The 14,425-nt window shown below is 47.2% G+C and carries 13 protein-coding genes; 2 read left to right on the top strand and 11 right to left on the bottom strand.

The genetic code is table 11. From position 1 onward, the window contains the following. Positions 1-41: 41 nt before the first annotated feature. From IC230_RS08215 to IC230_RS08190, 6 genes are all read right to left on the bottom strand, one after another. The gene (locus IC230_RS08215) at positions 42-1,229 is read right to left on the bottom strand and encodes an esterase (RefSeq protein ID WP_191038484.1); all 1,188 of its coding nucleotides are present in this window, start codon (positions 1,227-1,229) and stop codon (positions 42-44) included. Between the two features lie 281 nt (positions 1,230-1,510). After that, positions 1,511-2,032 carry a PEGA domain-containing protein gene (locus tag IC230_RS08210; RefSeq protein ID WP_191038483.1) on the bottom strand — a complete coding sequence of 174 codons (522 nt, stop codon included), beginning with the start codon at positions 2,030-2,032 and terminating at the stop codon, positions 1,511-1,513. Between the two features lie 86 nt (positions 2,033-2,118). Continuing rightward, positions 2,119-4,209 carry a BatA domain-containing protein gene (locus IC230_RS08205; RefSeq protein WP_191038482.1) on the bottom strand — a complete coding sequence of 697 codons (2,091 nt, stop codon included), beginning with the start codon at positions 4,207-4,209 and terminating at the stop codon, positions 2,119-2,121. Positions 4,210-4,416: 207 nt separating this feature from the next. Beyond that, positions 4,417-7,746 (bottom strand): translation initiation factor IF-2, encoded by a 3,330-nt coding sequence (infB, locus tag IC230_RS08200; protein WP_191038481.1) that lies wholly within the window; start codon positions 7,744-7,746, stop codon positions 4,417-4,419. Positions 7,747-7,928: 182 nt separating this feature from the next. Next, on the bottom strand, positions 7,929-9,173 hold the full coding sequence (gene nusA, locus IC230_RS08195; RefSeq protein ID WP_191038480.1) for a transcription termination factor NusA: 1,245 nt from the start codon (positions 9,171-9,173) through the stop codon (positions 7,929-7,931). 81 nt (positions 9,174-9,254) lie between these two features. After that, positions 9,255-9,767, bottom strand: a complete 513-nt coding sequence (locus IC230_RS08190; protein ID WP_191038479.1) for a ribosome maturation factor RimP — start codon at positions 9,765-9,767, stop codon at positions 9,255-9,257. A 188-nt stretch (positions 9,768-9,955) separates the two neighbouring features. Here IC230_RS08190 and IC230_RS08185 point away from each other — a divergent pair, with 188 nt between their 5' ends. After that, positions 9,956-11,077 (top strand): endonuclease/exonuclease/phosphatase family protein, encoded by a 1,122-nt coding sequence (locus IC230_RS08185; protein ID WP_191038478.1) that lies wholly within the window; start codon positions 9,956-9,958, stop codon positions 11,075-11,077. Between the two features lie 7 nt (positions 11,078-11,084). Here IC230_RS08185 and IC230_RS08180 read toward each other — a convergent pair whose 3' ends face one another. The 5 genes from IC230_RS08180 to IC230_RS08160 all read right to left on the bottom strand — a co-directional run bounded on the left by IC230_RS08180 (position 11,085) and on the right by IC230_RS08160 (position 14,050). Then, positions 11,085-11,495, bottom strand: a complete 411-nt coding sequence (locus IC230_RS08180; RefSeq protein WP_191038477.1) for a molybdenum cofactor biosynthesis protein MoaE — start codon at positions 11,493-11,495, stop codon at positions 11,085-11,087. 60 nt (positions 11,496-11,555) lie between these two features. After that, entirely contained in the window at positions 11,556-11,804 is a 249-nt protein-coding gene (locus IC230_RS08175) for a MoaD/ThiS family protein (protein WP_191038476.1), read from the bottom strand. A 135-nt stretch (positions 11,805-11,939) separates the two neighbouring features. After that, complete coding sequence (locus tag IC230_RS08170) at positions 11,940-12,221, bottom strand: hypothetical protein (RefSeq protein WP_191038475.1); 282 nt, start codon at positions 12,219-12,221, stop codon at positions 11,940-11,942. Positions 12,222-12,364: 143 nt separating this feature from the next. Then, positions 12,365-13,381 (bottom strand): S1C family serine protease, encoded by a 1,017-nt coding sequence (locus IC230_RS08165; protein WP_191038474.1) that lies wholly within the window; start codon positions 13,379-13,381, stop codon positions 12,365-12,367. An 81-nt stretch (positions 13,382-13,462) separates the two neighbouring features. After that, positions 13,463-14,050, bottom strand: coding sequence for an RNA polymerase sigma factor (locus IC230_RS08160; protein WP_191038473.1), 588 nt, complete (start codon positions 14,048-14,050; stop codon positions 13,463-13,465). A gap of 144 nt (positions 14,051-14,194) precedes the next feature. On the opposite strand from IC230_RS08160, the gene IC230_RS08155 reads away from it, so the two are divergent. Then, entirely contained in the window at positions 14,195-14,380 is a 186-nt protein-coding gene (locus IC230_RS08155) for a hypothetical protein (RefSeq protein ID WP_191038472.1), read from the top strand. Positions 14,381-14,425: the final 45 nt, after the last annotated feature.

Here is a 14,425-nt window from a genome sequence, read left to right as displayed (position 1 = left end):
CTGAAAGAGATTAGAAAGAGATAAGGTTGTTCGGCAGGAATTTACTTACTACGCCACAGGTTAGGCAACAACTTATAATAGAGCAGATGCCGCCAGGTGCCCCAATCGTGTGCGCCATCGCCCCCAACGTAGTAGTCGTGTTTGATGTTGTGCCGCTGCAGCGCTTCGTGTAACGCAACCGCCCGTTTACCGATGGTTGCTACTTCGCCGGTTCCCTGTCCAACCAGTAGATAATCTACTTTTTGATTAGCTGCCGGATCATTCAGCAAAGCAGCGCTAACCTTTTCCGTTTCCAGATCACCCGCACTCAGCACGCCGAATGAGCTAAACAAATCCAGGTTCTTTAGCCCGACCACTTGTGTATGCCGCCCACCCATCGATAAACCAGCTAAGGCTCGGCCTTTCCGGTCCGCACGAGTGCTGTACGTTTTGTCCACAAAGGGTATGATCTGTTTTTTCAACTCGTCTTCAAAGAGAGGAAACGTCTTTTCGGTATGCTTCGGATCGCTCCGATGAACCACCTGGTTGTTGGGCATGGCGATAAGCATGGGAATCATCTTCCCTTCAGCGATGAGATTATCGGCAATGAAATTCGCCCGACCATCGAGGCTCCAGCCGGAAGCCAGTTCACCACTGCCACCGACCAGATATAATACCGGATATTTCTTTTTCGTCGTATAATCGGGCGGTGTATAGACGTACATCTCCCGCTCGCCGTTCAATACGTCTGAATGGTAAATATGGCGCGTTACGGCCCCATGCGGAACAGGCCTGGCATCATAATAAGCTGGCCCATCGCCCGGAACAACCAGATTGCTATAGCCCGGTTGATCGTTGAAACCGGTTAACGTATTGTTCGGATCAACGACCTGTACCCCATCGATGGTGAATTTGTAAACGTACATATCGGGCTTGATCGGTCCTACCGTCAGCGACCAAAGGCTGTCGTTGTCTTTTTGAAAGGGAATGGGCGCTTGAGCCGCCAACGCCAGCAGTATTGGGCCACCCGTCAGCAGAACCTGTTTCACATCGGGCGCTTTGAGTCGGAACGTAACGGTGCGGTCGTCGCGAACCTCGGGTGAGATAACATTGGCCCCAAAAGGCACTAAATTCTGTGTATTTTTCTGCGGATTCCAGTCCAGATTGACATGAGCCTGCTGGGCCATCACACCCTGAATTTTAGCCAGTAGGAGTACTGTGACTAAACAGCTAATTCGACGTATCGTCATTGCCTTTCGCTTTACGTTAAAACTACGCAAAGTTGCCGACCGACGAACGTAATGAAAAAGCTTTTGGTAAAATTTAATGACTCATTAGCACAATTTAGAGCAGTAAACGTTATTTCTGTTACTTATGTGAGACAGTACGTTTACCTATCTTCAGAAAGTGTAATGCGTTTATAGACGGTACTACGCCACTAAAAAAGCGGCTGGTTAGAGACCAGCCGCTTTTTTAGTCGTTGATGTTACGTTACATCAGAGTGAAACCCGTCATAACGTAATATCTGTCATTAATTGTCGGTATCCAGAACCTTCTTTTTTTCTTTCTCGTATTCATCTTTCGTTAGAATACCGTCATCCAGTAATTTTTTGAGTTCCCGCAAACGGGTTGCCTTTGACGTCGATACGGCTGCATCGTTCGCTAAGGGCATTGGCGCGATAGACGGCGTCGGGGCTTGCCCATCGGCTATGGGCATAAGTTCGTAGTCATGCGTAGGCGAATATTTCATTGTCCACAAGAATGGAAACAGGAGAAAAACTCCGCCGACAATAGCACCTACGTCAGCCTGCTCATTTCGGGAAAACGATGTCTGAAGAGGGGCATAGCCTTCCTTTTCTAATCGTACCCACGTTGTACTGCCGACAATCTTCGTATCGACATGACGGTAAGGCGTTACCCCTACCGGCGAGTCATTTAAGTAAAGTTTGGCGCCACTGGGCTTCGACTGAATAACCGTATAGCTTGAGCAGCTTTCTAACACAATAAGCCCAGCCAGTGCAAGCGGTATTAAGCGAAAAGAAGATGATTTCATACGTCGGGTCGGTAGAGATGATAAGGCAATTTTATGACTAATTATGTCAAAAAACAATATACTAAAGTATATAAATTATCAACTAGTTATCCTTTCATAAACCGAACTAAACCGACCTCAATCAATAAAAACGCCAGCGCGCCCAGCAGAAAATACTTCCATAAACTCTTGCCCAGATTCTCCTGCTCCAGCACCTGCACAAAATCGCCGTCCTGAATGCTGTCAAAAACCTCTACGTTAGGCTGACTGGCAAATGCCCGACGCAGTTCGTCCGCCGAATAAAAGTCCATAGCCGATTCCTGATTGCCGTGATTAAACGCTAACAAACGCTCCGTTTTTCCCTGGCCGTTCTGTAGTTCATAGTAACCAGCTTCTACTTGCTGACCGGCCGCTAATTCACTGCTTTTGGGCATTTCGAGTAGCAGTTGATTACCAACGATGCGTTGTATGGGGATGATTTCCAGCTTATCACGCTTTAGTTTATAGACTGCCCGATCGCCAGGATTGCTGACAGGAATAGTTACCAGGTTGTCGTCAAACGAGTATGCAGTACGTTGGGCGCGAACACTCAGCGCAGCCATTTTATACATAATTGGCACAAACAGAGCGTGTTCGGCTAGGTTGCCGTAAGCAGATGTCAGCGGACTGGCCAGCAGATAAACACTTCCCTGCGATCCAACTTTAGACTGAGTTAGCAGCGGGCTCCCATCGCGCAGACTAAGCAATCGTTCGCCTGCGCTCCACCGCCAGACAGGAGCAGACGTTGGTAAATTCAGTGGCTCAGATTGATAACTTTGCTGAAATACATCCCGGAAGAACGGATTCCGTCGGTCAGGGTCAGCCACGGGTAATGGGTTGGGTTCCAGACCCGGCGAGGCTGTAACCTGTAGACTACCAATGCCTAACCCCTGTAGAAAAGGTACATACGAATTTCGGTCAGGAACAGCGGGTGGAATAATGGTTAAACTTCCTCCCTGTCGTACAAACCGTTCCAGTTCAGTGCGCAGGGTCCCATTCACCTGCGCAACGCCTTCCAACACAACAATATCTGTTTCTTTCAATTGGCCGACATCAAAGTTTTGCGCGTTGAAACTCCGCCGAACGAACAAGCTGTCATTTGAATAAACGGCGTCTACATAGTCCGTTGACCGATTTGACGAACTAGCTTTCTGTTCGAACAGGTGCAGTACCCGAACAGCCGGTGACGCTTCGATCACAAAATAATATTGGTTGTCGAACGTAATGGGAAAATCTTCAAAGACAATACGTCCCCGATGATAGCCCTTAGACGTCACGTTAAAGTTCAGCGAAACCGTTGCTGAACCTCCGGGTGGCAGCGTGGCCGATGCCGTCGACGTTTGTGTATCGTCCAGATATAACCGTATCGGCAGATTCTTTACATTTTCCCGACCTGCATTATTCAACTTGACATTCAGGCTGTTGTTCTGCATCTCGCGGATAAATGGCGTACTGAGCCATACCGAATCGACGTATACGTTTTTAGTCGATTGGGCATCCAGGGGCACAATAAACAACCGGTCAGTTGTGTCAATCTTCAAACGGGATAAATCGCCAACGGTACTTTTCTGAAAATCAGAAAACCAGAACAACTGATTACGTCCATTCGGATTGAGAGAACTAAGCAGATTTCGTTGTCTCCGGTAAACCGTTTCAAGCGTCCGTGGTGTGTGTGCGTACCGAATTGACGTAACCCGATCCCGAATTGCTTCAGCGGTACCTGCCTGCTGTTCGGCAGCGGAGAAGTCATTCGTGAGTAGTTGCAAAGACGTAGCATTACGGAACAATACCAGCAATTCATCCAATTTACTGATAGCAATATCCAGGTACCGCTTTGTGTTCCGCTCGTTCTGCATACTAAACGAATTATCGACGTAGAGACTCGTAACCCCTTGCCGTGATAAACCCAGTTTATTTTTGCTCGGAATAAAAGGTTGTGCAAATGCCAATGCTAAACAAGCCAGAAACAAGCAACGACACGCCAGAATGAGCCAATGCTTTAGCCGCCGAAACGATTTTGTTTCGGTCTGGACGGTACGTAGCAACGCTACGTTTGTGAAGAACACACGTCGGGTTCGCCGGAAGTTAAACAGGTGAATCGCAATCGGAACCGACACGGCCATTAGGCCAAATAAGAAAGAAGGATAGAGGAAATTCATTCAGGGTAGTTTCGGCAAACAGGCTTTCCTTACTAACGACCCGGCATAGGTCTTTCGTTTCCCGGATGCCTAAGTTAGTCAGGGATTATGATTTCCTAAAATGCTAACTAAAATTAAGAAAATGTGCAGTCTCGTCTGAGCGAATAAGATACAAAAAAAGCCCCGACTGAAAAATCAGTCAGGGCCAGTTATGAATTAGGATTCAGACTACAATGTTCGTTTCACTTCTTTCAGCTCGAAGCTTTCAATTACGTCGCCTACTTCAATATCATTGAAGTTCCTGATACTCAAGCCACATTCATAGCCGAATTTCACTTCACTAACATCTTCCTTGAAGCGTTTTAACGCACTGATCTCACCTGTGTGAACCACAATGAAGTCACGGATAATTCGGATTTTATTATTCCGTTTGATATTGCCTTCCGTTACGTAGCAACCTGCTACTGTACCGATTTTGCTAATTTTGAATACCTCACGTACTTCAATATTACCCACAATAACCTCTTCAACAGTCGGTGCCAGCAAGCCTTCCATGGCATCTTTCACCTCATTGATAGCGTCGTAAATAATTGAGTAGAGACGAATTTCAATCTGTTCATTCTCAGCTAATTTACGCGCGCTCGACGAAGGTCGTACCTGGAAACCGACAATAACTGCATCCGATGCTGACGCCAGCAGGACATCTGATTCAGAAATCTGACCGACAGCTTTGTGGATGATATTGACCTGTACTTCTTCCGTAGAAAGTTGCAGCAACGAATCCGAGAGCGCTTCGACAGAACCATCCACGTCACCTTTTACAATTACGTTCAATTCTTTAAACGTACCGATTGCTTTCCGGCGACCGATTTCCTCAAGCGTAATGTGCTTGCGGGTACGTAGTGTCTGCTCACGCAAGAGTTGTTCACGTTTGTTGGCAATTTCACGAGCCTCACGGTCCGTTTCCATTACGTTAAACTTGTCGCCCGCTTGAGGAGCACCCGGTAGACCCAAAATCTGAACCGGCGTTGCAGGACCAGCTTCTCTAATCCGTTCGCCCCGGTCGTTTGTCATAGCCCGTATGCGACCGTAGTGTGCACCTACGAGCATGATGTCACCTTGACGTAGCGTACCGTTTTCAACCAGTACTGTCGATACGTACCCTCGGCCTTTATCAAGCGAAGCTTCAATAACCGTACCCAGTGCCCGGCGATCAGGATTGGCCGTTAACTCCAGCAATTCGGCTTCGAGCAGAACTTTTTCAAGGAGTTCGTCAACACCTAAGCCAGATTTTGATGAGATTTCCTGCGTCTGATATTTACCACCCCATTCTTCAACGAGCATGTTCATAGCCGACAATTCAGTCCGGATTTTCTCAGCGTCTGCGCCCGGTTTATCTATTTTTGAAAAAGCGAAGACAATCGGCACACCCGCAACTTGGGCGTGGTTGATTGCTTCACGGGTCTGCGGCATGATGCTATCATCCGCTGCAATTACGATAATAACGACGTCCGTTACTTTAGCACCCCGTGCCCGCATAGCTGTAAAGGCTTCGTGACCCGGCGTATCCAAAAACGTAATCATACGATCGTCGCTGGTTTTTACGCTGTAAGCACCGATGTGCTGCGTAATTCCCCCTGCTTCACCAGCCGCTACTTTCGCCCGGCGGATGTAGTCAAGCAACGATGTTTTACCGTGGTCAACGTGTCCCATAATGGTCACGATTGGTGCCCGTGGTTGTAATTCATCGGGTTCATCGGCTTCAACGTCAATACCCGCTTCGGTTTCATCTTCCGCTGATATAAACTGTACGTCATAACCAAACTCATCAGCGATCACTGTAATCGCTTCAGCATCCAGTCGTTGGTTGATCGACACGAACATACCCAGGTTCAAACAAACCGAGATAACTTCATTGATCGATACGTCCATTAGCGATGCCAGATCATTGGCTGATACGAACTCAGTAACTTTCAGGATTTTCGCTTCCAGCTCCTCCTGCTCGTTCATTAAACGACGATCTTCTTCGCGTTGGCTCCGACGATCACGTCGGCGATCAGCACCCCGGTTAGGAGTGTTGCCCTGCATACGAGCGTTGGTTTGCTGAATGGCTTTCCGAACGTCAGCTTGCGTTGGCGCTTCCCGACGGTTACCGCCACCACCTCCACTGCCTGAACGATTGCCGCCACTACCCGAGCGATTACCGCCACCGCCTGAACGGTTACCTCCGCCAGTACGATTATTGTTATTATTGGTGTTGGCAGCATTACCTGTCTGACCACCCCGATTAGCGTTAGGCGTCTCTTGGTTTGGCGCGTTTCCACCAGCTCTGTTTGCCGGTGCCTGAGTACGATCACCTTGCGGCTGCGGACGATTTCCATCGCGAGGAGCACCCGCCTGATTTCGATCGCCCGGCGCCCGGTTTACGGGACCACGATCTCCATCGCGAGGAGCGCGATCATTTCGGTTGCCTCCTTGCGGTTGACCTCCACCCTGATTTGGCTGAGCAGTGGTACCAAGAGCTCCCTCACGCCCACCACGAATCCGCTTACGCTTTTTCTTGTCAGCGTTGCTGTTGCCACCACCCCCGCCTTGGCGAGGATTGTTGACGGGTAGCTCAATTTTACCAAGAATTTTCAGGCCACCGAGCTGATGACTACCAGCTGCCCGAATGGTTTCGGTCGGCAAGTCAGCAGTTTCCTCATTGGGCTCTGGCACAACAGGCTTTGCCTGGGGCGCACTTGGGCGATTATCAGGCCGGGCAGGCGTACGGTTTTCAGCCTGCGGCTGATTTTGTGGTTTCGGTTGCGCAACTGGCTTTGGTGTCTCCTGACGAACAGGAGGCTGATCGACTACTGTTTTTGCTACAGGTGTCTCAACTGGTTGTGCAGGCGCAGCAACTGGTTTAGGCGTCTCTACCGGCGTTGTATCTATCGGTTTAGAGACCGGCTCTACCGGCGCGGCTTTTACTTCAACAGGCTTTATCACTTCAGCTACCGGCGGAACAACTATGGGTTGCGGTGCAACAGGCTTAGGTGTTTCGACAATTGGTGTCGCTTGTGATTTATCAGCAATTTCAACAGGTTTTGTCTCTTGCGGTGGCACAACTTTCGTTTGTGGAGCAGGAGATGGTGTTGACCTTGCGTTTAAATCGATTTTACCTAATACTTTTAAGCCCGGCAAACCAGTCTGAACGATTTGTGGGGCTGATTTTGGCTCTACAGGAGCCACTTTAGGCAGTTCAGCCGGAGCTGATTCTGGTTTGTTTTCGACAATTGGACGTCTCGCGTCATCACGACGCCATGCAACGACATCCTCCTCCTGACGACGTGGTGGCTCAGCAACCGCAACCGATGGTTCGGTTCGGCGAGCTCCGCTCAAGAGTTCCGTAGATTTGTATTCCTTCGCTAACACCTCCAACTGTTCCATGTTGATTTTGGTGTTAGGATTAATTTCAACCTTAAACCCTTTGGCAGACAGACTACTCGCAACAGAGGACAGCCCTTTGTTGAGAATTTTTGCCACTTGGCTTAGGCGCATTGACTTTTCTTCTGCCATACTTCGGTCTATATTCCGCAAATTTAATGGTTGTTGGTATCTTATGAACACCACTTACCGCAATAAAAATCCCTTGTTTTAATAATGAAGAATGAAAAGTGAATAATGAAGAATATTTTATCCGATAAATATTCTTCATTATTCACTTTTAACCGCGCGGGCGGTCCCGTCTTCGTTACTAGCTATTCAAACTCTTGTTTAAGGATATTCACAATTTCTTCGACTGTATCTTCTTCCAGATCTGTCCGACGGACAAGCTCCTCCTTGCTGAGTGCCAGTACGCTCTTAGCGGTATCGAGACCAACTTTGCGGAGTTCATCGATCATCCATTCGTCGATTTCGTCGGAGAATTCCATTAAGTCAACGTCCTCATCATCTTCCTGTCCTTCATTATCGCGGAACACGTCGATTTCCATATCGACCAATCGACCAGCCAATTTAATATTCTGACCGCCTTTACCGATGGCCAGCGATACCTGATCAGGTTTCAGAAAAACCGACACACGTTTAGCTTCTCGGTCGATCTGCATCGTACTGATTTTAGCAGGGCTAAGCGCACGGCTTATCAGCAGTTCGAGGTTCTCGGTATAATTGATAACGTCAATATTCTCGTTTCCGAGTTCACGTACGATACCATGAATACGGGAGCCTTTCATACCGACGCAAGCGCCTACGGGATCGATCCGATCATCATACGATTCAACGGCTACTTTTGCCCGCTCGCCCGGCTCGCGAACAATTTTTCGAATTGAAATCAGCCCGTCGTAAATTTCAGGCACCTCGATTTCAAACAATCGTTCCAGAAAAACCGGCGATGTCCGTGAAAGCACAATTTTAGGCGTACCATTTATCATATCTACCCGGCTGATAACGGCTTTTACGGCTTCCCCTTTGCGATACCGGTCTTTGGATATCTGTTCGGTACGTGGTAGGCTCAGCTCATTGTTCTCGCTATCGACCAAAATGATTTCGTGCTTCAGTAACTGGTAAACTTCGGCACCAACTAAATCACCGACCTGGTCTTTATACTTTTGATAAAGGAGTTCTTTCTCCATATCCTTTATCTTCTGAATCAGTGTCTGGCGCGCTGTTTGGACCACCCGCCGACCGAAATCTTCGAGTTTCACTTCTTCAGCTACTTGTTCTCCCACCTCAAAGTCATCCTGAATTTTACGAGCTTCGGCAAGAGGTATTTTGTCGTAATCCCAAATATCTTCTGAATCATCGTCTACGATCTCTCGTGTACGCCACATCTCCAGATCACCACTTTCGGCGTTAATAATTACGTCGAAATTTTCGTCGGTACCGTATTTCTTACGAATCATTGTCCGGAAGACTTCTTCCAGAATGGCGATCATGGTTGGCCGATCAATATTTTTCGACCGGGCGAAATCAGCAAACGATTCGATTAATAGTCCACTGGTCATTTTAGTAATTAGTTGATAATCGACAGTCACGAATTTTCAGCACTACTGTTACCGAGAATCCCCGATTGCCGATTTAGGGCTTTATTTGAATGATATTTCTACGTTCGCCTTTTTAATCTGCTCGAAGGAAATCGGCGTAGGGCCGACTGGCTGCACTTCTGCTATTAAATCAGCTTCTTTTTTCTTTTTACTCTTCGCTTTTTTTTCAGGTTCGATGTCAAGGACGATGTGATCATCGGATACGGACTCGAGTGTACCTTTTCGGGTACTTCCATCCACGAGCGTGACCGCCACCGTTCTGCCGACATTGCGGACGTACTGACGCGGAAAAAGCAATGGATGGTCGATTCCTGGCGATGAAACTTCGAGGGTAAACGGAGCTTCACCGAAAAAATTTAACTCATCCATCTGCGCGCCCAGCTTACGGCTAATGCCAGCACACTCTTCAATGGTAATTCCTGCGTCGCTATCGAGTAAAATAGTAACTTTAATACGTCCTCCCCGGCGACCAGCTACCTGAATATCAACAACATAAAGTTGACCATCGTTCAGGTGTGGCTGGAGCAATTCGGTTATTTGTGCTTTGTCGTCCATAAGGTCAGGCTAACAAAAAAGGGAGTGCGACTCCCTTTTTTGATCAATGCCATATGGTTTTTGTGCCACAAAGGTAACACGTTTCTGGATGGTTCGCAAGCCCCATTCCGGTCCGCTTGCTGTCATTCCAGTCATTATGCCTTATTTTTGGCTCTCAGAATGTATTTGCTGTCATTAACAACGACGCTATGACATTAAGAATACGTGTCGGGCAACTTATTGCCTTTTTTTTTCGGTCGTTGCTTTGGTCGCTTAATTTGTTGTTGGTCTTATACACCTGCTTAGCCTACTGGTTACTGTATAGCTTACCCACGCAACATTGGTCGGCGGGCATGATTATGATTACATTACCAGTTGCCTGGATCTTAAACTTTGTAGTCGTGTGTTTATGGCTGACAGACCGTCCCTGGCGTGGCTGGCTATCAGGAATTGTTCTGCTGTTAGGTATTGGCCTGTTCGGGTCACGCACGTTTGGCTGGAATCAGATAAAAGAGTTTACAGGCGAGGGGATTCCGTTGAAAGTATTCAGCTATAACGTAAAGACATTTGATCTTGACCTGAATACAGTTTACGATTATCCGTCTTCGCCCCGCTTCCGACGATTAGCTAATTATGCACTACGCTATGATGCGCCGATTAAGTGCTTTCAGGAGTTCTGGACATCTACCACTGTACCTGAATACAATTTTGTTCAACGCTTTCGTAAGGCAGGCTATCCCTATTCGTATATTTTACATCCGGTGAATCGGGAAAGCCGGGGAGCTTCGTTTGGTATGGCGATCATTTCGATCTATCCTATTATTCAGACTGGTAAAAAAGCCTTTGATGCACCAAATGGAGTCATCTGGGCAGACATTAAAGTACGAAATGATACCATCCGCATCATAAATGTTCATTTGCACTCTATGGGTATCCGCATAGGTAGAGTGCTGGCTAAGGATGAAATTAGTGGCGTGAAACGCGAAACACGCGGTGTATTGAGCGCACTCCGAAACGGGTTCATCAAACGGAACGAGCAGATAAACGATGTCCAGAAATTTGTTCAGGAAAGCCCTTACCCCGTTATCGTTACCGGTGATTTTAACGACACTCCCTATGGTGCTGTATATGAACGAATGCGTCGGCTACTGCCCAATAGCTTTGAAGAGGCTGGGCACGGTTTTGGTTTTACGTACAACCACCTGCCTAATTTTATTCGTATCGACAATCAATTTCATGATCCTCGTTTATCCATCCTAAACTTCGAAACGATCAACTACGTAACTGATTCCGATCACTATCCTATTGTCGGTACGTATGTGGTGAAGTAAAGGGCAATTAAGGATGAGCATTTACCCATTCCTCACCATTCGTAAACACTTCTTTCTTCCAGATAGGTACGGTCTGTTTGATCGTATCGATTATATAACGACAAGCCTCAAAAGCATCGGCGCGGTGAGCGGTTGCTACGCCAATCAGCACCGCAATTTCTCCAATTTGTAATGTACCCTTGCGATGAATGATGGTATAGCGTAGAATAGGCCAGCGCGTATGAGCGCTATCAGCAATCTTCTGCATTTCGCTGATGGCCATACGGTCGTAGGCTTCGTATTCGAGCCTGTCAACCGGGCGTTCCTGCGTATTGTCCCGAACAACGCCCAGAAATATATCTATGGCTCCTGCTTGTTCAGACTGAATGTCTTTCATAGCCAGAGCTACATCAATCGGATCGGAAGTAAGCGTAATCATGGGGATAGGTGGTCGGTACGGTTTGGTGACTGATTCTGATCACATGTTGCTCATCACCAACTATCCTCCGCTAACGGGTGGAATAAGGGCAATTTCATCATTGCTGGTCAACGTCAGATCGGTTTCAGCGTATTCGCCGTTCACAGCTACCAACAGAGATCGGATACCTGTCAGAGCCGGGTAACTCTGGTGTAATTGAGCAAGCAAGTCACCAACGTTTGCCCCTTCGTTAAGCGATACAGGGATTGTTGATTGTCCCGTTAAGTCGCGGGTAATGCCAAATAAAAGTACCGAAACGGATGAATTCATGAGTAACTACCAATGATAAGCTAGTGTAATCTCTATAAGGAACGTAACAATCAGCAATCGAAGTTCGCAGGAAGTCGACAAAAAACTGTGCCACTGCTTTTTCGAGCAGTGGCACAGTTTGTATGAGGCAAAAATTTATTTGGAATTATCTAGTTTACGCTCAGCCTTCTTCATTTTACGATCAGCTTTGTCGAGCGTTTTGTTCGTACCATCCTTAACATCCTCTTTGGTATTTTTAGCGGCCCGGTCTATTTTACGACCAGCTTTGCGCGTTTCCCGACCTACTTTATCGCCTGCAGCATCAACGGTTTGGCCCGCTTGTTTGGCTGTTTCTTTAGCGTTTTCCTTTGTATCCTGGGCAAATGTAACAGCAGCGGAAAAAAGTAGCGCAGCGGCTACCATCATTAACTTTTTCATCGTTGTTGAGTTTCGGTTTGTTTCTCCCAACAACACCACACACAAACGAATTGTTTAGCCATTTATAGTATTCGCAGTAACATCAACGCCCCGATCTTAACCTTGAAGGATTAAAACCGGGGCGCCAAAAAGTAATCGTTACGTTATTCTTTGTGTTTAAACACTTTTACCTGATAAACGTAATCCTGCATCCGCTTAATCTGCTGCTTACGACTTAGCTCGGTCAACGTATTTTTCCGGTTAAGCCGAATCGGCAATCCCTTGAGCGAATCGGAAGGAATGCTGCTAAGCGCCTGAAGAAGATAGTTTGTTTTGATCGCAAAACTGACCCCTTCCGAAGTAGTCTGTTTCCCGCTGATCATGCCAACAACGTTGCCCTTCTCATCTAAAAGTGGACCACCGGAATTACCCGGATTTACACCGATTGCGACTTGGTAGGCCGTCGAATCGCCCCGATAGCCAGTACCGGAACTTAAGTACCCCTCACCGTACACAATTTCTTCACGCGGGTACCCAAGCGTATACACACGCTCTCCTAAATCAGATGGACGAGCATCGAAGCTATACGGAACGGGGGGTAACGTACGAAAAGCGCTGTCGTCGCAGAGTTGCAGAACCGCTACGTCATGTGCCTGATCAGCGTATACGATACGAGCTTTGTAAATTTCGCCTTTCGTGCTTTGTACATATACTGAATCCGCTTCCCGAACAATGTGATTGTTTGTTACAAAATAACCATCAGCAGTAAGCAGGAATCCCGACCCAGCCACTTGTGCTGGGTTTATGCGCAATCCACGACTACGTCCGTTTATATCATTTAGAAGTTGCCGTTGGGACGTTTTAACGGCCTGAAGCTCTTTACTGAGCAGACTGTATTGCTGCTCCTGCTGCTGATGCCCTTGTTGATAGGAGCGGTAAAGAAAAATAGAACCGAACGTAGTGATAAGAGCCACCGATGCAGCTACAGCCAACGTAGTCCGATACGTTTGCCATAGCATACGGATCTGACTCGACGATTCTACTTGAGAACTGTAGTTTTCAGCTTCCTGACGCATGGCGTTCATGTCGATACCTGCCTGAATTTTAGCTAGTCGACGTTTGAACCGAATCCGTTCGCCATAGGCCCGTAATGCGTTATCGATGTCTTTTTCCTCGTTCATTTCTTTCGTGTCGTTACGTAGTAAGGCTCTTCAGAGCCAGTTATTTTTACTCGTCAAACGCTTGACTCATCGCCATCTGGCTTAGGATTTGTATTCCGAAAAGAAGAGCCGTTTCAGCCGCATCAGGCACTTATACTTCTGCGTTTTGGCATTATCGGCATTCGTGTAACCAAACTTTTCAGTAATATCCTGCATACTTAAATGCTGAATATAAAAATCCTCCAGGAGGGTCCGACAGGGTTCGCCAAGGCGATCAAGAGAGTCGGCCATCAGCGTAAATTGCCGGTCGCGCTCCTCATGGTCTGCCAGATCATCATTGAGCTGCTCCATAGCTAACTCGTCAGAGGCCGGCGTTTCCACATCGCGCACCATAAATCGACTCCGTTGCGTCAGCTGCTTTAACCAGAGACGTCTACTGATCGAGTAGAGGTACGTTTTCAACTGACAATGTAATTCCAGCGAACCGCTCCTTACTTTCTCGTACAACACAATCAACGCTTCCTGGTAAATGTCCTTGGCATCGTCTTCGTTACCGCTGTTGGTGGTCACAAAATGGAGAACCATTGGAAAATACCGACGATATAACTGCGTCAATGCATCGTCAGAGCCATCAGCCAAACCCGTTAACAACTCCTCATCAGTCAATACGGGCTGCCTACTTTCCTTCATTGAGTTGAGTCATTACTTAATACGAAAAGACATACAACGTAACCCAAAAAAAAAGTTAAATATTATTGGGTTACCTTTTTCTCTATCGGGTATTAACGTTGACATTGATCTATTAATCACGTAAACGAAAACATCCCCAAAACTATGAAAGCTATTACGAAATCCGCCTTCTTTTTCATGGCTATGATCGCCCTTGCAACGTCTTGCAGCTCGAAAAAGACCGAAACCACTGAAACGACCACGACGACGGATTCTACCTCAATGATGTCTACCGACTCAACGATGGCTACGGATTCTGCTTCGACGATGTCGGCTGATAGCGCGAAGTAATTTTTGCTAAGGCACAACTGCCGGTAAACCTTGCCGACAACGCTA

Origin of the sequence: Spirosoma validum, from assembly GCF_014699035.1 — a bacterium.
Classification (GTDB): domain Bacteria; phylum Bacteroidota; class Bacteroidia; order Cytophagales; family Spirosomataceae; genus Spirosoma; species Spirosoma validum.
Note: the sequence above shows the minus strand (reverse complement) of the source record. Positions and strands in the feature narration are given on the sequence as shown.